Genomic DNA, 20,890 nt, shown 5'->3' with positions numbered 1-20,890 from the left:
TACCGCTCAGTAATTATTAAACTTTCACCTTACAAAGGTTTTTAAATGAAAAAATACACATACACCGAGAAAAAAGACACCCGTTCTGGCTTTGGGGCCGGTTTATTGGAAGCAGGAAAAAGAAATGAGCAGGTTGTCGCCTTATGTGCCGACCTGATAGGTTCCCTGAAGATGGACGCCTTTATAAAAGAATTTCCTGACCGCTTTTTTCAGATAGGGATCGCGGAAGCTAACATGATGGGAATTGCTGCCGGTTTAACCATCGGGGGCAAAATACCGTTCACCGGCACCTTTGCGAATTTCTCTACCGGCCGTGTGTATGATCAGATCAGGCAATCTATTGCTTATTCTGACAAAAATGTAAAGATCTGTGCGTCGCATGCTGGTCTTACCCTCGGCGAAGATGGTGCTACGCACCAGATCCTTGAGGATATAGGCATGATGAAAATGCTCCCGGGGATGACTGTGATAAATCCATGTGACTATAATCAGACCATGGCTGCTACGATTGCTATCGCAGACCATCATGGTCCGGTTTACCTGAGATTTGGCCGCCCTGTAGTTCCTGTGTTTACTCCGGCGGATCAGAAATTTGAGATCGGCAAAGCCTGGATGGTCAATGAAGGTACCGACGTTTCCATTTTTGCTACAGGCCATATGGTGTGGAAAGCTATTGAAGCGGGAGAGAAACTTGCAGAAATGGGCATCAGTGCAGAGATTATTAATATCCATACCATTAAACCATTGGATGAGGAGGCAGTCTTAAAGTCGGCAGCCAAGACAAAATGTGTTGTTACCGCCGAAGAACACAACCGTTACGGTGGTTTGGGCGACAGCATCGCACAGGTGCTGAGCACAAATAACCCGGTGCCTCAGGAATATGTTGCAGTGAATGACAGTTTTGGCGAGAGCGGCACTCCTGACCAACTGATGAAAAAATACGGTTTAGATACTGAGGATATAATTAAGGCAGTCCAGAGGGCGATGAAACGGAAGTGATCTTGTTGGTGATTGGTATTCGGTGATAGGTAATAGGTAATGGGTAATGGGTAATGGGTAATGGGTAATGGGTAATGGGTAATGGGTAATGGGTAATCGGTGATCGGTAATCAGTGCCAACGTACCTAACGCTTAGTACAATTCTTAATACTGATCACCTGGCGCAGCCACTGATCACTGATTACCGATTACTGGTTACTGATTACTGATTACTGATTACTGATCACCGATCACGGCGCAGCCACTGGTAGCTGATCACGCGGCGTAGCCACTTGATAACAAACAAATGCACGCAGAAGACTCTGAAATTCTCGAAAAATTCGCTTCTGACAGCACCCGCAATGAGGCTTTCAACCTGCTCCTGAAGAAGTACCAGCAAAAAATCTACTGGCACATCAGGAGGCTCGTCATCGATCATGATGATACGGATGATCTCGTGCAGGAAGTTTTTATTAAAGTTTGGAAAAGCCTGGCCAATTTTCGCAGCGATTCCCAGCTTTATACATGGCTTTACCGGATTGCTACGAATGAAAGTATCACCTTTCTTAATCGTAAAAAACAAAAGAACAATATTTCATTAGATGAAACTGCGGGCTATGAGCTTGCAGAAACTCTTGAGGACAGCCCTTATTTCGATGGCGACAAGGCTCAGATGAAACTCCAGAGAGCCCTGCTAACATTACCCGAAAAACAAAGACTCGTCTTTAATATGAAGTATTTTGACGATCTTAAATACGAAGAGATCTCTGAGATCCTTGGCACAACAGTAGGTGGCCTTAAAGCTTCGTTTCATATAGCGGTTAAAAAGATCGAAGACTATTTATTGAACACGGATTAAACCTTTTTATACACAGAGTATCAAAAGAGTATGGAATTAAATGATAGAGATATAGATTTGCAGAGGGACGCGCCAACGCTTGCTGCAATAGGGAAAGCAATTCCTTTCACCGTACCTGCAGGCTATTTTGACGAATTACCCGGTATTGTTAACAGCAGAATATATATAGAATCCACCCTCGGTAAAGGTTCCAATGGATTGAAGGTTCCTGAAAAGTATTTTGAAGAACTTTCTTCAAGGATTGAAAATAATATTGCGGTTGAGAACCTTAAAGCAATAAGCCCTGCCGGGGGATTTGCTGTACCGGACGGATATTTTGAAAGCCTGTCTGAGAGAATAAATCATAGGCTGGAACCGCCGGTAAGAAGTAAAACACCTATCCGGAGCATAATGACCTCATGGGTTGGTTATGCCGCAGCAGCCTGCATCACTGTGATGATCGCAGCAGGTATCTATTTTAACACCGACGCCTATAATTTTAACGAGCAACTGTCTGAAATACCCGAGCAGGAAATTATTAATTACCTCCAGGTCCACAGCACTGCGGGTGATACACCTTTCATCATAGAGAACCTTAATCCGGAAGCACTTACTAAGGTTTCCACGGGCGTTTCGGCAGATGAACTCGAGCAGTACATTAATAGCACAACATTATGAACGGATTAGTAAAAAGGGGCTTGTGGATTTTCGTATTGTGTTTGATGTTCACCCTACCCGCACTTGCACAAAAAACCTGGGGCAGATCACAACAGATCGAATCGTTAAAAGTTGCTTTTATTACAAGTAAGCTGGACCTGACGAGCGAGGAAGCAGAAAAATTCTGGCCCGTATACAATAACTACACAAAAGAATTTTTAGAGCTCCTCAGGAAAAGAAGAGAGGCGCGCTATAATAAAAGTGCCGACCCTGATGAGACTATCAGCGCCGATCTTGCTTACGAAAGCAAAATGCTGGAATTAAAAAAGAAATACAGGAAATTATACGCCAGGGCCATTCCTCCGCAAAAGATCCTGGCTTTATATAAAGCCGAAGCCGAATTCAGGGAACACTTGTACAGGCAATTGAATAACAGGCGAAAGGGGAGTGATTAGAAGATGATGATCGGTAAAGGGTAATCGGTAATCAGTATTCGGTAATCGGTAATCGGTAATCGGTGCGTACGACTTGGGTTACCTATCACCCGTTATTGATCACTGAATACTGATCACTGATTACTGATCATTGAATACCCATCACTGGTCACTGGTCACTGACTATTGATCACTGATTACTAATTACTGATTATTAACTACTGATCACTGGTCACGTATCTCCTGATTACCTTGTTAAGGAAAGTTTCCCTAATTTCGCAGATGCTCAGTACCCGTCAGCTTTTCCTTCTCAATACGGCGCAAACATCTTCTTCTCCCCGCTCTCTTGAAGTTGAACGTGCCGAAGGCATGTACCTGTTCGATCCGTCGGGGAAAAGCTACATGGACCTTGTATCAGGCTTTGCGGTCAGCAATACCGGCCACCGGCATCCGAAAGTTGTTGATGCCATCAAAGAGCAGGTTGATAAATATTTGCACCTCACGGTATACGGCGAATTTATCCAATCGCCACAGGTAAAATTTGCAGAAAGACTGGCATCAATACTCCCTGACAATCTGCATTCAGTATATTTTGTTAATTCTGGCACTGAAGCAACAGAGGGCGCTCTGAAACTTGCTAAGCGCTATACCGGCAGGTCAAAGATCATTGCCTGCGCCAAGTCCTATCATGGGAGCACCCAGGGTGCGCTTAGTGTGATGGGAAATGAATATTATAAGCAAGCCTATCGTCCGCTCCTCCCGGGAATTAGCTTTGTAGAATTTAATAACCCGGGCCACCTGGACCAAATAACAACTGAAACAGCTGCTATTATTCTTGAGACAGTGCAGGGTGAGGCAGGAATACGGGTGCCGGATATGGAATATATGCAAATGTTGCGCAGGCGATGTGACGAAACCGGAACGCTTTTAATACTCGACGAAATTCAGACAGGCTTTGGCCGGACCGGCAAGCTCTTTGGCTTCGAGCACTTTGGAATTGTTCCCGATATTCTGCTAATCGCCAAGGGAATGGGTGGCGGAATGCCGATAGGGGCGTTTGTGTCGTCGGGGGAAATAATGGGTGTCTTAAAAGAGAACCCCATACTCGGGCACATTACGACTTTCGGCGGGCACCCTGTGAGTTGTGCTGCCGGCCTGGCTAATTTAAACGTCATTCTTGATGAGCATCTCATTAGCAGTGTTGATACTAAAGAACGGCTCTTTCGCAAACTGCTTCAACATCATCAAATCAAGGAAGTCCGGGGCCTTGGCCTCATGTTGAGCATCCAGCTTGACTCCTTTGAGCAGGTTGAGAGCATTAGCACACGGTGTCTGGAAAATGGGATCATTATAGATTGGTTCTTACATTGTGATACCGCCTTACGGATTGCCCCGCCGCTTATTATTTCAGAGAAAGAGATCATTGAAGCTTGCAGGATTATCGTTGAAGCGATGTCGGAGGTTTGACCTCATTCCTCATACCTCATAATAAAGGCGTACATTTGCGCCAAAATAATTGCAGGCATTTTTACCAGCAATCCTAAAATCAATACATGTCATTCGAAAATTTAAATTTAATTGAGCCTATTTTAAAGGCTTTAAAAACAGAAGGTTATACCACCCCTACCCCCATACAGGAACAATCAATTCCGATCATATTAGAACGTAAAGACCTGCTGGGCTGTGCACAGACCGGCACCGGAAAAACAGCAGCATTTGCCATACCTATACTTCAGATACTGGAGGGCGGCAAGATATACGATAAAGGACCGCGGGCCATAAAATGCCTTATACTAACCCCTACCCGCGAACTTGCCATACAAATTGGCGAAAGTTTTGCGGCTTATGGCCGCCATACCGGGATGAAACATAGTGTTATATTCGGCGGAGTTTCGCAGGGCTCGCAGGTGTCTGCGCTAAAGTCTGGGGTCGATATTCTTATAGCCACTCCCGGCAGATTGCTTGATCTTATAAACCAAAAGTTTGTGCACTTACATTATCTTAAGATCTTTGTGCTGGATGAGGCTGACAGAATGCTGGATATGGGCTTTATTAATGATGTAAAAAAGATCATTACCAAGATCCCCCAGAAACGCCAGACCCTGTTTTTCTCGGCAACTATGCCGCCGGAGATACAAAAATTGGCCAACACCATATTAGTTGATCCTGAAAAGGTTGAGGTTACTCCGGTTTCAAGCACGGCAGATACTATAGACCAATCGATCTTTTTCGTTGAAAAAGGGGACAAGAAAAAACTGCTTATTCATTTGCTGAATGATAAAGCGATCAAATCTGCTCTCGTCTTTACGCGAACGAAGCATGGTGCTGATAAAATTGTAAAAGACCTGGTCAAAGCGGGCATCAGAGCAGAAGCTATCCACGGCAACAAGTCGCAGAATGCAAGGCAAAAAGCTTTATCGAACTTCAAAAGCGGGCAGATAAAGGCTCTTATCGCCACTGACATAGCCGCCAGGGGAATCGACATCGAGGAACTGTCGCACGTTATTAACTTCGAACTGCCCAATGTACCGGAAACCTATGTACATCGTATTGGGCGGACAGGCCGTGCAGGTTCAAGCGGCATAGCTCTTTCATTTTGTGACGAGGAAGAAATGGAATATCTTAAGGATATAGAGAAACTCATTTCACGTTCGATCCCGGTAGTTGAAGAGCAGCCTTACCATTTGAGAGGTGCAGCTTACCTGTTATCGAAGTCCACGAAGAAAAAAGGCGGCTCAAAAAAGAAACCAGAACGTTCAGAAAATACGTCGGGTTCCAAGGGAGCTCCAAAGAGGTATTTTGGAAAGAGACGGTAATTAGTTGAAAGTGGAGAGTGGAAAGTGGAAAGTGACTGGATCATTAACTTTCAACTCTCAACCCGATACCTATCGGGTTTCAACTTTCAACTTTCACCTCCCTTCAAGTGCCTTCATCATTAGCCCCGCCACCAATTTATTCCCGGCAGCGTTTAAGTGAACCCGGTCTGTGGTAAGTATCCCTGATTCTTTATTTTCGGGGTTATTAGCGAGGTTATAGGCTAGAAATTCCTTGCGGAGATCTACCAACGTACAATTATACTCTTTGGCGAGATTTCTTATTAGCTGGCTATATTTGTTAAGATCGCCATCCTGGGCATTACTGAAGTCGGTTCTTTCACCAATCACGGCGGGGGTGCATACGATCACCTTTATGCCTGCAGCCTGCATTTTTTTGATCATCGCTGAGTAAAATTTTATAAACTTATCAGCGTCTGTTCCGGTCTGAAGACTCGATTTATGCCAGACATCATTCACTCCGATATAAATAATTACAACTTCTGGTTTCCTGTTAAGGACATCCTCTTCCATTCTTAAATAAAGATCGTACACCTTGTTGCCACTGATGCCGGCGCCTACCAGTTCATAATCTGATGTGGATTGCTGCATTAATGTAATATACCCTCCCGGGCGAACACCCGCCTGGGTTATGGAATCTCCAAACAATACAACTTTCACCGGTTTCTGGGTCGTCATACTTGTTAGCGCAAGTAATAAAATAGCGGAAGCAAATAATTTCAGGTATTTCATCTTTAGGTTTTGGGTAGTAATACGTATTTTCTCTGATCAGCCTTAAATCTAGAACAAAAACTGAACAAAATACAAGGGAATGTGTTAGAAATATAGTAAAAAGTTCAGACGGGAATCTAACACTTATGAAAATCGCATATATTTCTTCTTACACACCACGTGAATGTGGAATTGCAACCTTTAATTACAATCTTATACGGGCGATAAACGCTGACAATCCAGATGGAACTTTAAATGGATTCGTGGTGGCGATGAATGATTCGGATAAACTCGATGAATACGATTACCCGCCTGAAGTTAAGCTCATCGTGAGGCAGGAACAGCAGAAGGATTATATAAAAGCAGCAGAATTTATCAATAACAGTAATGTCGACGCATGCATCGTCGAACACGAGTTTGGCATATATGGAGGAGAAAGCGGTGTATATCTGCTTCCATTGATCAGCAGGCTGGAAAAGCCCCTTATCACAATTTTGCATACTGTTCTCAGGGAACCCACCTTCATGCAGCAAATCATTATTCGTGAGATTGCCAAACAGTCTTCCAGGATCGTAGTAATGAGTAAAAGGGCGGTCCAATTCCTGCAGAATATCTACCATATTCCAAAGGAAAAGATTCAGCGTATAGAGCATGGTGTGCCTGATCTGGAACCTATAGAAAGCAACCCTGTCAAAAATCTGCCCTCATTCAGAAACAGAAAAGTACTTTTTACTTTTGGGTTGATCAGCCGGAACAAGGGGTTAGAAACAGTTGTACGTGCTTTACCGGCAATCGTGGAAAAGCATCCTGATGTTATGTACGTGATATTAGGGAACACCCATCCGGGCGTGAGGAGAAATTCAGGCGAGGAGTACCGGGATAGCCTGAAAAGGATGGCGAAAGCACTGAATGTGGAAGATCACCTGACTTTTATCAACCAATTCGTGTCGGAAAATGAACTCCATAATTATCTAACAGCTTGTGATATCTATGTAACGCCCTATCTTAACGAGGCCCAAATAACGAGCGGAACATTATCATACGCTGTAGGCTCGGGAGCTGCGGTATTATCTACCCCCTACTGGCATGCCCAGGAACTTCTTGAGAACAGGAGAGGAAGGCTTTTCGGCTTCAGGGACTTTGAGAGCTTAGCCGCATCAGTCAACGATCTGCTCGACCATCCCGAAAAATTAACTGCATTAAAAAAGAATGCATTTAATTACGGTTTAAACTTACGATGGCCTGCGATCGGGAGGGAATATACAAGACTCCTTGAGGAAGCTTCCATGCAGCCTCGTCCGATAAAAAACAAAACAAGGCATATTATTGATTCAGACATTATTCCTGAATTCAATCTTACACATGTTAAACGTCTCACAGACGATACCGGTATCGTGCAGCATGCCAAATACGGTATTCCTAACTTAAAGGAAGGCTATTGCCTGGATGATAATTCGCGCGCGCTGATCATGGCCCTGATGGCCTATGAACAGAACAAAAGCAAGGAAGCTCTGGAGCTGCTGCCCATCTATCTGAGCTATATCCAGTATATGCAGATGGATGACGGAAACTTCAGGAATTTCCTTAGTTTCAGGAGAGAATACCTGGATGAGGTGGGCTCAGAAGATTCGTTCGGACGAACTATATGGGCCCTGGGCTACCTTATTAATTCTGCCCCTAATAATTCTTACAGGGAATTTGCTGAAGAGTTGTTCCAGAGATCTATTCCTCATTTTAAAACGCTGCACCATTTAAGGGGGCTGGCCAATACAATTATTGGTGTGTCATATTACCTGGCAGTACACCCGCACGATGATGGACTAAAAGATGAGCTCAGCCAGCTAACAAAGCCCCTGATTCACGCCTATGAGAGCCACAGAGATAACAAATGGCACTGGTTTGAAGATAAGCTTAGCTACGACAATGCCATATTGCCGCTTGCTCTCCTGCACTCCTCGGAAATAACAGGCGATAACCGAACGCTTGAAATTGCGCTTGAGTCTATTGAATTCCTTGATCGCCTCACTCTCAGCAAAGGTTATCTCAGTCCGGTAGGCAGTGATGGCTGGTATTACCGGAACGGAAGCATGGCTTTGTTCGACCAGCAGGCTATAGAGAGCATGGCAATGGTGCTGATGTATTTTAAAGCCTTTGATATTAGTGGTGAAAAGCAATATTTAAGTAAAATGTATTTGTGTTTTCAGTGGTTTCTTGGAGAAAACACGCTGCGCCTTCCACTTTACGATCATGAAACCAAAGGCTGTTGCGACGGTTTACAGCCAGGGGGTCTAAACCGAAACCAGGGGGCGGAAAGCACGCTGGCGTATTTCATATCGCACCTTCTTGTGCTTAAGGGGCTCGAACTTGAGTCTGTACAGAGTGATGAGAAAAAGGTAATGATCATACAGGCTGAGGCTGATGTAGAAGCAGCCTGATGAGGGTCGCAATATTATCTCCGATTGCATGGAGAACGCCCCCGCGGCATTATGGGCCATGGGAACAGATGGCGTATAATATCGCCGAGGGAATGGTGAAAGCTGGCATTGAGGTAAGCTTGTTTGCAACCGGTGATTCGATAACCTCCGGCAAACTTAATTACGTAGTAGATACCGGGTATGAAGAAGATAAAACCCAGGATGCAAAGGTTGTAGAATGCCTTCACATCAGCAATCTTATGGAAAGATCGGCTGAGTTCGACATCATTCATAACCACTTTGATTTTCTGCCGCTTACTTATTGCGGCCTTATTAAAACCCCTGTTATCACTACAATTCACGGGTTCTCATCGTCAAAGATAATTCCGGTATACCAGAAATATAATCACTTATCGTCTTACGTTTCGATCAGCAATTCCGACCGCTCGCCAATTCTCAAATATATAGCTACCGTATATAATGGCATTGCGACAAACGATTTTAGCTTCAGCCCGGTGTCAGATGATTACCTCTTGTTTCTGGGACGCATCCATCCTGACAAGGGAACACTGGAAGCAATCCGCATAGCTACAAAAGGTAAAAAGCGGCTGATTATTTCCGGGATAGTTCAGGATGAGAGCTATTTTAGAGAAAAAATACAACCTCAGCTCAACGACGATATTATTTTCGTTGGGCATTCCGGGCCCCAAGCGCGAAATAAGTTGTTGGGCAAAGCTCTTGCTTTGCTGCATCCTATAAATTTTAACGAGCCTTTTGGTCTTAGTGTAGTCGAGGCAATGTACTGTGGAACCCCGGTCATAGCATTTAACCGGGGTTCAATGCCTGAATTAATCCGTGACAATAAGAACGGCTTCCTTGTTGAGAATGTCGACGAAGCTTCCGATGCTGTTGACAGGATCCACCTTCTCGACAGATCAGACTGCCATCAGTGGGCGAAAGCAAATTTCTCAAGCGAAAAAATGGTTGCCGATTATCTTGCCCTATATAAACAGATCGTACATAGATGATGATTTGCTTTTTAGCTTATCCAGAAGTGCGTTTATATCAACAGTAGCGAACGATGAACAATAATCAGACAAGCCATACGGTATTATCAGCTTATCATTATGGATAATAGAGCCGCATGAATAAAGTACGTTAGGAACGTAACCTTCCCTTTCATCTTTATTAGGAATGATAAGGGGCTCAGACAAGCGGCCGATCTCAACAGAGGGGTCGTCGAGTTTCAGCAGACTTGCACCAAGACAATAACGACGCATCGGTCCTACACCATGTGTAATAATAAGCCATCCATCTTCTGTTTCGATGGGAGAACCGCAGTTGCCTATCTGGATATACTCCCATGCCGCATGAGGCTGCTGCAAAAGTTCGGGGCTTTCCCAGACCTGGATCTTGTCTGAGTACATAATGTAATTATTCCAGCCATCAATTCGCGACATCATTGCGTATTTGCCGTTTATTTTGCGCGGGAATAGCGCCAGGTTCTTGTTCTGCGCACCCGCGCCATAGAGAGGACATATCTTGAAATCATAAAAATCGGTTGTCTGGAGTAGTTTGGGCATGATCAGGTGGCCATCATACGCGGTATATGTCGCATAATATATAACTGAATCATCGTCGTCTATAAACTTGACAAACCTCGCATCTTCAATTCCCTTTTTTTCAAATTCAGAAATAGGAAAGATAACCCTGTCTGAGATATCTGTATCTTTTGAGAAACTGATATCGTGATACGAGTCTGACAGCCAGAGCACCTTATCGTAATTCAGCCTGGCTTCGTCCGAAGTTTGCTGATTCTTCAATCCTATAATAACATTCCGGAGCTCCTGATATTCGAACTTATCGCCCAGCTTTTCCCTTACGTTATTCAGAACGTCGCCATCGATATTATTATCAGCAGCTTTGCTAAAAAACAGCTTTTTGATGTACACTGCGTTCCTCACTATCTCAGCCTCATCGATATAGTTACCGGCAGGTATCACTGTGAGATCGCCATTCTTCTCAACCATCGCTCTCCGAAAAACTATGGACGAAATATGCCCTTCCCCCACAGCCCTGAAGCTGATGATCATTCTCTTTTGTCCGTCTACAAGTTCAGACTGGTCAGGATCTTCTACAATAGACGGGTTAAAGAATGCGGCCGATTCAATCGAATACTCGTGGGTGAAATACGACCCGATAAGCAGCTTCCGGAATTGCTCGATCGAGGCGTAATCAACTCCAACTTCCGCAATAAGTCTCTTGACCTTGTCACAATGCCTGTTAAGAATCTTGGTGATATTACGATGCCTTTTAGAATACTCTTGCAATAACGGCGAGATGATATTGAAAACCTCTTCTTCGGATAATGCCATTACCCGGAGTATTAACTCTTTGGCACGTTCATCCTGGCTAAAGAAAAATCTGGCTATAACACGTTTGGGATCCGGATAAACTTTTACAGGACTGCGTTCTACTGATAATCTCATATATAATTGTTCGGCTAAATTCCTTTACTAAACAGATATTATGCCATCTTCGCCCGTTTTATCAGATAAGAATATAATATCTGATAAAACCCTGCATGAATATCGGCGTCTACCAGGTCAATCTTGTATTGGGCACATTTCAATTTAAGCTCCTGATGATACGAATCTATTGCATTCAGATACGCCTCCTTAATATTTCCGGGATGTACCTTCAGCTCCTCACCGCTCTCAAGATCAATGAAATGATAGGGCCGGCTTTCAAAGTCAAACTGTAACTCCGTCTTATGATCCAGAGTGTTAAAGATAACCACTTCGTGTTTGTTATGTTTGAGATGCTGCAATGCTGAGAATATTTCGGTAAGCTGGCCCTGGTCTCCGCCTTCCAGCATATCGCTGAATATGATGACAAGCGAACGTTTGTGTATTTGTTCAGCAATTTCATGAAGCGCGGTAGCTACCGTGGTACTGTCGCCCCTTCCCGTCCTGCTCATCAGCTTCTCAAGTTCTGAGAACAGATATTTTTGATGAACAGCGGTTGATTTAGCAGGAGTTGACAGCTCAAGTTTATCTGAAAAGCAACTTAACCCAAATGCATCACGCTGTTTTTTAAAAAGATACATCAACGAAGCCGCAGAATAAACAGAGAATAACAATTTATTGAAACTCTTTTCCGGATAATACATCGACGAAGACACATCCATCACAATCTGACAACGCAAGTTAGTCTCTTCCTCAAAGCGCTTTACAAAGAGCTTATCCGTGCGGCCATACAATTTCCAATCAATGTTCTTGATCGAATCTCCCATATTGTATAAGCGGTGTTCTGCGAATTCTACCGAGAAACCGTGAAACGGACTCTTATGAAGCCCTGTTATAAATCCTTCAACAACCTGCTGGGACAGCAGCTCAAGATTCCCAAAGTCCTGGAGTTCTCTATAATTGGTCAGATTTGGTTCCATACCCTAAAATAGGAATTAATTATTTTTCTATCAGGATGCATGAAAGATTCGAAGGTAATAAAGTGACAGTTAACTGTCTACACTGCTTAGCGGATGGCATTTATTAAAAAAGATTTATACCTTCGGTGTTTGTACGTCGTTTTTACCAGACGATATCATTCCATCAATTTACTCGAATTATTAACGCAACAATCAGGCATACGATGATTAATACATCCAGGGTTGTAATATTATTGAGCTTCCTGTCTATTTCATTTACTGCTGCCGCCCAGCAAAAGGAATTAAGTTTCCGGGAGATTTTTGTAGCCCCCGCGAAAGACATACTTAATCCATTACCGGTCTATTCGGGATGGATAGATGACAATCATTATATAGAATACCGGCAGGAGGGGCAGCAGACCAAGCCTTATACTGTGGAAGCGAAAACGGGATCTGCCGTTCCATCAGCGCCCGCCCAGGTGAACGAAGCAACAGTGTTTATCCTCAATAAGGATATTTTCTTTAAAGATGCCGCCGGCAATGAAAAACAGCTTACGCGGGATACGCTGCTGGAAAAGAACCCTACGCTTTCACCTGATAAAAAACGGGTCGCGTTCACACGCAATAATGACCTTTTTTCAGTTGATGTGACATCAGGAAACGAAACCAGGTATACTACTGATGGCTCGGATGTTATCTATAACGGCTGGGCTTCCTGGGTTTATTTCGAGGAGATCCTTGGCCGGGCGACACGATATAAAGCCTTTTGGTGGAGTCCTGACAGTAAAAGAATTGCTTATATGCGTTTCGACGATTCAAAGGTTCCTGTATACCCTATTTACAATTCCGCGGGACAACATGGCTTTCTTGAGAACACACGTTATCCAAAAGCAGGGGATCGTAACCCTGAAGTAAAAGTGGGTATAGTATCGGCTGGAACAAAAGGAACAGTATGGGCTGATTTCGATCCCAAAGCTGATCAGTATTTTGGAACCCCTTACTGGATGGCAGACAGCAAGAGTCTTTGGGTGCAGTGGATGAACAGGGATCAGAACGACCTGATAATTTATAACGTAGACCCTCTTTCAGGATCGAAGGGTATCATTTATGAAGAAAAACAGGAAACCTGGGTCGATTGGTTCGATAGTATGTATTTTCTTAAAAATGGTTCGGGGTTTATCCTTAAAAGTGACAAAAGCGGATGGGGACATTTTTACTTTTACGACCTGAAGGGAAACCTGAAGAAACAGCTTACATCAGGCTCGTGGAGAGTTGGCGAATTACTGCGGGTGGACGAGGGCGATCAGGAAATATTCTTTACGGCCCGCCAGGAGGTCTCGACACGATATGACCTTTACACAGTTGGATTAAGGGGCAACGACGAGCCCAAACGGCTAACTTTTGGAAATTACGATCACCAGGTTAGTCTCTCCCCGGACGGAAAATATTTCATCACTACTTATTCGAGCCTTAGCAGTCCGCCGAAAGTTGCTCTGGTCGATCATAAGGGAGAAATCGTACGAGAACTGGCAAACGCCCAGGGGACGGCCTATGAGTTCCATAATATCCCAAAAACCGAGTTAAGCTACTATAAGACCCGTGACGGGCTGGAATTGCCAATGACCATAACCCTGCCGCTCAATTTCGATGCGTCTAAAAAATATCCGGTTTGGATAACGGTATATGGAGGACCCGATGCAGGAACTGTTTATGACCGATGGAAAAGCCCTCTTGGAATTAACTATTGGTGGGCAAAAGAAGGCATCATTCAGGTGGTAATCGATAACCGGAGCGCCGGGCATTTAGGGAAAGTTGGGATGGATTTTATCTATAGAAAAATGGGCAAGTACGAAATTGAGGATTACATGGATGCTGCAAGCAGCCTGAAGACAAAGCCGTACGTTGACCATACCAGGATAGGGATTACGGGGGGAAGCTTCGGCGGCTATATCACCACTATGGCATTGACCTATGGCTCGGATATATTTACTCACGGGATCGCAAATTACTCTGTTACGGATTGGGCGCTTTACGATACTCATTATACAGAGCGCTTTATGGGAACACCGAAAAATAATGCTGAGGGCTATAGGATAACTTCACCTCTTACTTATGCCGACAGATTGAAAGGTACCCTGAGAATTGTACATGGCACTATGGACGATAATGTTCATATGCAAAACAGCATACAACTTGTAAACAAGCTACAGGATCTGAATAAGCATTTCGAGTTCATGTTATATCCCGGCGAAAGACATGGCTGGGGAGGATTGAAGGCAAAGCACAGCACTCAGGAAACAGTACGATTTATGTATACCCATATATTGCAAAAGCCGCTGCCTCAGGAGTTCCTGGATTATTGGAAGAAATAGTTGCGAAACAAAAAACTCCATCAACTTGCGTCGATGGAGTTTTTTTAATATGTTAATATATTAAGATTAAGCTAATTGTTTTATCAATTTTTCGGCTAGAACCGATTTAGGCACTGCCCCGATCTGCTTATCCACAATTTCACCACCTTTAAAGTATAATAAAGCAGGGATATTGCGAATACCGAATTTCATTGAAATTTCCGGATTATTATCCACGTTTACTTTACCGATTACTGCTTTACCTTCATATTCTTTAGCCAATTCTTCTACTACCGGCCCTACCATGCGACATGGCCCGCACCATTCCGCCCAAAAATCTATCAATACCGGTTTGTCCGATTTAAGCACTAACTCGTCGAAGTTTGCATCTGTTATTTCTAATGCCATGATATTATTATTTACTGTTTATAATCAAATATACTATTCAATATCTCTGCCACAAATTCGTTCTGCTAATGTGACACTAATTCAACTTATACCGCACCCCGACCAATTTGGAAATATCCTCCAGAAATTCATTGCTCGGACTAATCTTCAAAGTTTTCGAGGGCATTTCCAGCGTCGTCTCCTCATCATAATCCATGATCATGAATTTAAGCTGACAATTCCTTACGGGATTCTGTTCCGAATTAATTTTAACAATCTCGTCAATCTTCTCCATAAATCCATCAGAAACCTCAGTTAGTGGTAATTGGATCGTAAGACATTTTGACATCTTATCTCTTAACTCGGAGAGAAGAACAATACTGTTAACCTTAAATTCCCAGTTGTCTTTTTGCTTAAACCGCTCAGTTACCAGGCCCCTGACCTGGATGAAATATCCTTCATTTAAATACTGTTTCAGCCTGACATAATCTTCCCCGAAAAGCACTACTTCAAAGGTATCGCCATAGTCTTCCAGCATAAACGAGCCAAAAGGCTTGCCGGTCTTCGTGGTTCTGTGACTGGCAGCAGACACCAGACCGCCAATGATCAGATCGCGATTGCTGATCTTTCTGAACTCTTCCTGGTCTTCCGGTAATACCTCTGCGCCCTTCATGCGATTTACAAGGCTAAGATGTTTAACCTGGTGTGAGCAAAAGTTATCCAGTTCGAACTTGTAGTTATCCAGAGGGTGCCCGGTTAGATATATACCGATCGATTCCTTCTCATATTTAAGCTTCTCGATCAAACCCCATTCTTCACACTCAGGAAGCTGGGGTTCAACTATCTGGGCATCACTTGTGCCTCCGAAAAGGGAAGCCTGGGATGAATTCAGGTTGTTTTGGAAGTCATTTGTATATTTTACCAACCGCTCTATACCGTTATAGAGGCTTCCCTCAGGCTTATGAAAGAACTGAGATCTTTTAAACCCGAAACAATCGAAAGCACCGCCATACACGAGATTCTCGTATACCTTCTTACTAACAGCCCGCGAATTTGTGCGTCTTGAAAAATCATAAATACTCTGATAAAGTCCGTTTTCCAACCGCTCTTCTACAATACTCTCGACCGCCTTCTCTCCTACTCCCTTCATTCCGGACATACCGAACCGGATTTCTCCCTTCTTGTTTACTGTAAAAGTCAATTCAGACTCATTGATGTCCGGGCCAAGAACAGGGATCCCCATTCGCTTACATTCTTCCATGAAGAATGAAATCTTTTCTATGTTATTCTGATTGTTCAGGACCGCAGCCATATATTCTGCTGGGTAGTTTGCTTTCAGATATGCAGTTTGATAAGCTACGAACGCATAACAGGTTGAGTGGGATTTGTTAAATGCATATTGCGCAAAGGCCTCCCAGTCTGTCCAAACTTTTTCAGCTACTTTAATATCATGTTTATTGGCCTCACAGCCTTCCATGAATTGTGCTTTCATTTTGTTCAGCACTTCGATCTGCTTTTTACCCATAGCTTTACGAAGTACGTCTGCATCCCCTTTACTAAACCCGGCAAGCTTCTGTGATAAAAGCATTACCTGCTCCTGGTACACGGTGATTCCGTAGGTTTCCTCCAGATGTTCCTGCATATCCTGCAGATCATAGGTGACATCTTCGCGGCCATGTTTTCTTGAAATGAACTTAGGAATATACTCCATCGGCCCGGGACGGTAAAGGGCGTTCATTGCGATCAAATCTTCAAACTTGTCGGGTTTCAATTCCCGCAGGTACATCTGCATTCCGTCGCTTTCAAACTGGAAAGTACCGTTTGTATCCCCACGCTGATAAAGTTCGAACGTTTTCTCATCCTCAAGAGAGATATAATCGATATCAATGTCGACATTGTGGTTCTGCTTGATCAAACGGAGCGCATCCTTAATAATTGTCAGGGTTTTAAGTCCCAGGAAGTCCATCTTGATTACACCTGCATCTTCGATAACCCGTCCGTCAAACTGCGTCACGAGGAGGTCCGATTCTTTTGAAGTTGCAACCGGTATGATATCGGTAAGATCATAGGGCGCGATTATTATACCCGCAGCATGGACTCCTACGTTCCTGACTGAACCTTCGAGCACGAGTGCTTCCTTCAGTACTTTTGATTGCGTGGTGTTCCCGTCTTCCAGTATCTTTCGAAGCGTTTTTATATTTTCAAAATCTTCCGGATTCTGTTCCTTACGCACACTGTCAATAGGCGCCGTCATGACCTGCACAAGACTTGTTCCCGGTCTGTCGGGCACTAGCTTGGCCAACATGTTAGATTCAGCTAATGGAAGATCCAGTACGCGGGCAACGTCCTTGATACTGGATTTGGCGGCCATTGATCCATAGGTAATAATCTGAGCTACCTGATTTTTACCGTATTTATCGACCACATAGTCAATTACCTTTTGCCGGCCCGCGTCGTCAAAGTCGGTGTCAATATCGGGCATTGACTTACGATCGGGATTCAGGAATCTTTCAAAAAGCAGGTTATATTTAATAGGATCTATATTAGTTATCCCGATGCAATAGGCAACGACAGATCCGGCGGCAGATCCTCTTCCAGGGCCTATAAATACGCCCAGGTCGCGGCCAGCTTTTATAAAATCAGCAACGATCAGGAAATATCCGGCAAAACCCATTGTTCTGACCGTAAACAGTTCAAAATTAAGCCTCTCTTCAACCTCCGGGCTGATGTCGCGATACCGCTCCTTTGCCCCGGTGAAAGTAAGATGTTTAAGATATTCCCATTGGTTCATATTATCCGACTCGGGACCGGTATGAATTCTGAACTCGTCAGGAATAGGGAAATTAGGGAGCATAATATCCCGTTTCAACTGCAGGTGTTCTACCTTATCTACAATTTCATTGGTATTATCAAGAGACTCGGGGAGATCATGAAAAAGCTGTCCCATTTCAGCCTGGCTCTTAAAAAAGAACTGATCATTCGGAAATCCAAACCGGAAGCCTTTTCCACCTTCCTCATCTGTGGCGATGGGAGTACTCTGCATATCGCCGGTATTCACGCAAAGTAAAATATCATGAGCATTTGCGTCCTGTTGATCTACATAGTGAGAATCATTAGAACAAATGACCTTAACGTTATATTTTTTTGCAAATCTCAGGAGAACCTCATTAACGGTTGACTGCTCCGGAATATCATGGCGTTGGAGTTCAATATAATAGTCTTCACCGAAAAGATCCAGCCACCATTTGAATTCTGCCTCGGCTTCGATTTCTCCCTTTTTAAGGATCACTTGCGGAACGGAGGCACCGAGACAACAGGTTGTTGCAATCAGGCCTTCGTGATATTTCAGGATCAACTCCTTATCGATACGCGGCCATTTACTATAAAGACCTTCCATGTACCCCAGCGAGCATAGCTTTACAAGATTCTTATAACCCTGAGCATTTTTTGCGAGTAAAAGCTGGTGGAATCTCTGGTCGCGCTTCTCTTTCGTAAAAGATTTTATGGTCCTGTCCTCAACCACATAAAACTCACAACCAACAATTGGCTTTATCCCGTGTTTTCCGGCTTCCGCAACAAACTTAAATACGCCAAACATGTTACCATGGTCAGTGATCGCCATAGCCTTCATGTTATCGGCCTTCGCTTTCTTAAAAAGCCGCGAAATATCTGCGGCACCATCAAGAAGCGAAAACTGTGTATGAACGTGGAGATGCGAAAAATCAGGCATATAGGACCGCGGTAGTTAATGACATGGTTGAGGTTCAAATTTACAAATCTTTTAAACGGCGGATGTGCTTGTGGAAAAGTAAAAAATAAATTTTACGGATGATTTCCCTGCCCCGGCACGATTTTTTATGTCAACCTGGAATTACAATATTTCGTTTAACTGAGAGTTTAATTGCAAACCGACTTACAAATTATGCGTTTCCCCTTTCTTTACCTGGCGATCCTACCCATTCTTTTTGCCAGCTGTTCTTCTCTTTATATGCCTAATGTCCCAAACACGCCAATGTTAAGCTCCAAAGGCGAATTAAATGCAGCAGGACACACTACACTCAAAGGAAACGTATCTGTAAACGCAGCCTATGCCCCGGGCGAGCATTTTGGCATATTATTAAACGGATCTGTAATGAATAACAATAGGGCACGCAAAGATTTCAACCATAACCTAATCGAAACAGGTCTGGGGTACTTTGACACTTTCGGGCCTGAAAACAACCGTATTCTCGAAATTTATCTGGGGCTTGGTAAAGGCAATAGTGAGCGGGTTTATAAGGATAAAACATCCGCGGGTATCGTTACTGAAGATCGCCAGGAAACGAACTTTAATAAAACATTTATCCAGGTAAACTACAGTTCCAAACGAAAACAGGACCTTAAACTTTTTGGTGCACGGTTTCCGCTTAACTATGGAACAGCATTACGAATCAGCCATGTAAAGATGACTGACTTCAAAAGAAACGATATAGACCAAATTAAAGAAGACAATATATTTCTTGAACCGGTATTCTTTACGCGCATGGCGCTGAGCAATGCCGTCCAGATACAATATACCAGCGGCAGCAATTTCGGTTTAAAAAACAGAAAATTTCTGACCGCCGGAAATTCTGTTTTCAGCCTGGGATTGGTTATCAACGTCGGAGGCCGAGACATGGGCGTCTCTGGACAACCGATGCCTTAGATCAGCAGCTTCGTCGGAAAACTGTATTCTTATCTTCCATCTTTAAGTGCACTGTGAAAAATAAATATTACACAAATACCACCCTTCAATTTCATAAAAAAGATACTAATCTCTATATTCGGGCAAATATTTTTCTACAAACAAATCAATTTTAAATTGAAGCAGGCTGGAACGACTAAAACATGTAAGCTTCCGCCTTTTATATCATTAAATAATTAAAAAAACATGAAAATTACAGTTGTAGGAGCCGGTGCAGTAGGAGCAACCTGTGCTGATAACATTGCAAGAAAAGAATTAGCGGAAGAGCTTATCTTACTGGACATCAGGGAGGGTTTTGCTGAAGGCAAGGCGATAGACATGATGCAGACATCAGCCTTGCTTGGCTTTGACACAAAAATAAAAGGTGTTACTAACGACTATGCCAGCACTGCCGATTCAGAGGTTGTAGTTATTACCTCCGGTTTACCGCGCAAACCTGGTATGACCCGTGAAGAACTGATAGGCACAAATGCAAATATCGTTAAAAGCGTAACTGAAAACATCCTTAAATATTCTCCTAATACCATCATAATAGTTGTTTCCAACCCGATGGATACAATGAATTACCTTACTTTAAAAACCTCAGGTCTTCCAAAAGAACGTATTCTTGGAATGGGTGGTGCGTTAGATTCTGCCAGGTTTAAATATTACTTAAGTGTAGAATTGGGCTGCTCACCTGCCGACCTGAATGCTGTTGTAATTGGGGGCCACGGGGACACCACAATGATTCCTCTCATTCAGCATGCAACCTGGAATAGCATTCCTGTTACTCAGTTACTATCAAAAGAACAGCAGGATCGCGTAGTTTCCTCTACTATGGTTGGTGGTGCTACCTTAACTAAACTGATTGGCACTTCTGCATGGTATGCGCCGGGAGCCGGAACAGCTGCAATGGTTGAAAGCATTGTTCGTGATGAGAAAAGATTGATTTCCTGCGGTGTTGCGCTTGACGGTGAATACGGCCAAAAAGATATTTCTCTTGTTGTACCGGTTATCATCGGCAAAAACGGATGGGAAAAAATCCTTGATTTTAAACTTTCCGATGCTGAGCAGGCTGAATTCAACAAGAGTGCAGATGCCGTTAGAAATATGAATCAGGTTCTTCGTGATTCAAACGTGATATAAAAATCCGGGCG

16 protein-coding genes are annotated in these 20,890 nt (G+C 43.5%); 11 read left to right on the top strand and 5 right to left on the bottom strand.

Annotated elements, in window-relative coordinates:
* Positions 1–45 precede the first annotated feature (45 nt).
* The 6 genes from P2W76_RS08930 to P2W76_RS08905 all read left to right on the top strand — a co-directional run bounded on the left by P2W76_RS08930 (position 46) and on the right by P2W76_RS08905 (position 5,723).
* Complete coding sequence (locus P2W76_RS08930) at positions 46–999, top strand: transketolase family protein (protein WP_276347398.1); 954 nt, start codon at positions 46–48, stop codon at positions 997–999.
* 286 nt (positions 1,000–1,285) lie between these two features.
* Entirely contained in the window at positions 1,286–1,837 is a 552-nt protein-coding gene (locus P2W76_RS08925) for a sigma-70 family RNA polymerase sigma factor (RefSeq protein WP_276347397.1), read from the top strand.
* A gap of 30 nt (positions 1,838–1,867) precedes the next feature.
* A complete protein-coding gene (locus P2W76_RS08920) occupies positions 1,868–2,494 on the top strand; it encodes a hypothetical protein (protein ID WP_276347396.1) in 627 nt (208 codons plus the stop codon).
* On the top strand, positions 2,491–2,928 hold the full coding sequence (locus P2W76_RS08915) for a hypothetical protein (RefSeq protein ID WP_276347395.1): 438 nt from the start codon (positions 2,491–2,493) through the stop codon (positions 2,926–2,928). Before P2W76_RS08920 ends, P2W76_RS08915 begins: the two co-directional genes overlap by 4 nt.
* 261 nt (positions 2,929–3,189) lie before the next feature.
* On the top strand, positions 3,190–4,374 hold the full coding sequence (locus P2W76_RS08910) for an aspartate aminotransferase family protein (RefSeq protein WP_276347393.1): 1,185 nt from the start codon (positions 3,190–3,192) through the stop codon (positions 4,372–4,374).
* Positions 4,375–4,460: 86 nt separating this feature from the next.
* Positions 4,461–5,723 carry a DEAD/DEAH box helicase gene (locus tag P2W76_RS08905; RefSeq protein WP_276347390.1) on the top strand — a complete coding sequence of 421 codons (1,263 nt, stop codon included), beginning with the start codon at positions 4,461–4,463 and terminating at the stop codon, positions 5,721–5,723.
* 93 nt (positions 5,724–5,816) lie between these two features.
* Here P2W76_RS08905 and P2W76_RS08900 read toward each other — a convergent pair whose 3' ends face one another.
* A complete protein-coding gene (locus tag P2W76_RS08900; protein ID WP_276347389.1) occupies positions 5,817–6,473 on the bottom strand; it encodes an SGNH/GDSL hydrolase family protein in 657 nt (218 codons plus the stop codon).
* A 125-nt stretch (positions 6,474–6,598) separates the two neighbouring features.
* On the opposite strand from P2W76_RS08900, the gene P2W76_RS08895 reads away from it, so the two are divergent.
* Positions 6,599–8,887, top strand: coding sequence for a glycosyltransferase (locus tag P2W76_RS08895; protein WP_276347388.1), 2,289 nt, complete (start codon positions 6,599–6,601; stop codon positions 8,885–8,887).
* Positions 8,887–9,894, top strand: a complete 1,008-nt coding sequence (locus tag P2W76_RS08890; RefSeq protein ID WP_276347387.1) for a glycosyltransferase family 4 protein — start codon at positions 8,887–8,889, stop codon at positions 9,892–9,894. The genes P2W76_RS08895 and P2W76_RS08890 overlap by 1 nt, the downstream gene beginning before the upstream one ends.
* On the opposite strand, the gene P2W76_RS08885 is transcribed toward P2W76_RS08890, so the two are convergent.
* Positions 9,868–11,355 carry a glycoside hydrolase family 130 protein gene (locus tag P2W76_RS08885; protein ID WP_276347386.1) on the bottom strand — a complete coding sequence of 496 codons (1,488 nt, stop codon included), beginning with the start codon at positions 11,353–11,355 and terminating at the stop codon, positions 9,868–9,870. The genes P2W76_RS08890 and P2W76_RS08885 overlap by 27 nt on opposite strands.
* Positions 11,356–11,393: 38 nt before the next feature.
* A complete protein-coding gene (locus P2W76_RS08880) occupies positions 11,394–12,314 on the bottom strand; it encodes a DUF58 domain-containing protein (RefSeq protein WP_276347385.1) in 921 nt (306 codons plus the stop codon).
* Positions 12,315–12,517: 203 nt separating this feature from the next.
* On the opposite strand from P2W76_RS08880, the gene P2W76_RS08875 reads away from it, so the two are divergent.
* Positions 12,518–14,665, top strand: coding sequence for a S9 family peptidase (locus tag P2W76_RS08875; RefSeq protein WP_276347384.1), 2,148 nt, complete (start codon positions 12,518–12,520; stop codon positions 14,663–14,665).
* Positions 14,666–14,731: 66 nt separating this feature from the next.
* On the opposite strand, the gene trxA is transcribed toward P2W76_RS08875, so the two are convergent.
* Both trxA and dnaE read right to left on the bottom strand, forming a co-directional pair.
* A complete protein-coding gene (gene trxA, locus P2W76_RS08870) occupies positions 14,732–15,052 on the bottom strand; it encodes a thioredoxin (RefSeq protein ID WP_276347383.1) in 321 nt (106 codons plus the stop codon).
* A gap of 76 nt (positions 15,053–15,128) precedes the next feature.
* Positions 15,129–18,761: a DNA polymerase III subunit alpha gene (gene dnaE, locus P2W76_RS08865; protein WP_276347381.1), complete on the bottom strand. Its 3,633-nt coding sequence runs from the start codon at positions 18,759–18,761 to the stop codon at positions 15,129–15,131.
* A 192-nt stretch (positions 18,762–18,953) separates the two neighbouring features.
* Here dnaE and P2W76_RS08860 point away from each other — a divergent pair, with 192 nt between their 5' ends.
* A complete protein-coding gene (locus P2W76_RS08860) occupies positions 18,954–19,715 on the top strand; it encodes a hypothetical protein (protein ID WP_276347380.1) in 762 nt (253 codons plus the stop codon).
* A 225-nt stretch (positions 19,716–19,940) separates the two neighbouring features.
* Complete coding sequence (mdh, locus tag P2W76_RS08855) at positions 19,941–20,879, top strand: malate dehydrogenase (protein ID WP_276347379.1); 939 nt, start codon at positions 19,941–19,943, stop codon at positions 20,877–20,879.
* The last annotated feature ends 11 nt before the right edge of the window (positions 20,880–20,890 follow it).

It is taken from the genome of Daejeonella sp. JGW-45, assembly GCF_029360805.1.
Taxonomy (GTDB): Bacteria; Bacteroidota; Bacteroidia; order Sphingobacteriales; family Sphingobacteriaceae; genus Daejeonella.
This window is presented reverse-complemented; position numbering and strand designations above follow the sequence as displayed.

Coding starts and splice junctions, on each gene's coding strand:
- P2W76_RS08910 (WP_276347393.1), top strand. CDS start 3,190: ATGCTCAGTACCCGTCAGCTTTTCCTTCTCAATACGGCGCAAACATCT.
- P2W76_RS08895 (WP_276347388.1), top strand. CDS start 6,599: ATGAAAATCGCATATATTTCTTCTTACACACCACGTGAATGTGGAATT.
- mdh (WP_276347379.1), top strand. CDS start 19,941: ATGAAAATTACAGTTGTAGGAGCCGGTGCAGTAGGAGCAACCTGTGCT.
- P2W76_RS08925 (WP_276347397.1), top strand. CDS start 1,286: ATGCACGCAGAAGACTCTGAAATTCTCGAAAAATTCGCTTCTGACAGC.
- P2W76_RS08905 (WP_276347390.1), top strand. CDS start 4,461: ATGTCATTCGAAAATTTAAATTTAATTGAGCCTATTTTAAAGGCTTTA.
- trxA (WP_276347383.1), bottom strand. CDS start 15,052: ATGGCATTAGAAATAACAGATGCAAACTTCGACGAGTTAGTGCTTAAA.
- P2W76_RS08875 (WP_276347384.1), top strand. CDS start 12,518: ATGATTAATACATCCAGGGTTGTAATATTATTGAGCTTCCTGTCTATT.
- P2W76_RS08885 (WP_276347386.1), bottom strand. CDS start 11,355: ATGAGATTATCAGTAGAACGCAGTCCTGTAAAAGTTTATCCGGATCCC.
- P2W76_RS08880 (WP_276347385.1), bottom strand. CDS start 12,314: ATGGAACCAAATCTGACCAATTATAGAGAACTCCAGGACTTTGGGAAT.
- dnaE (WP_276347381.1), bottom strand. CDS start 18,761: ATGCCTGATTTTTCGCATCTCCACGTTCATACACAGTTTTCGCTTCTT.
- P2W76_RS08860 (WP_276347380.1), top strand. CDS start 18,954: ATGCGTTTCCCCTTTCTTTACCTGGCGATCCTACCCATTCTTTTTGCC.
- P2W76_RS08930 (WP_276347398.1), top strand. CDS start 46: ATGAAAAAATACACATACACCGAGAAAAAAGACACCCGTTCTGGCTTT.
- P2W76_RS08900 (WP_276347389.1), bottom strand. CDS start 6,473: ATGAAATACCTGAAATTATTTGCTTCCGCTATTTTATTACTTGCGCTA.
- P2W76_RS08890 (WP_276347387.1), top strand. CDS start 8,887: ATGAGGGTCGCAATATTATCTCCGATTGCATGGAGAACGCCCCCGCGG.
- P2W76_RS08915 (WP_276347395.1), top strand. CDS start 2,491: ATGAACGGATTAGTAAAAAGGGGCTTGTGGATTTTCGTATTGTGTTTG.
- P2W76_RS08920 (WP_276347396.1), top strand. CDS start 1,868: ATGGAATTAAATGATAGAGATATAGATTTGCAGAGGGACGCGCCAACG.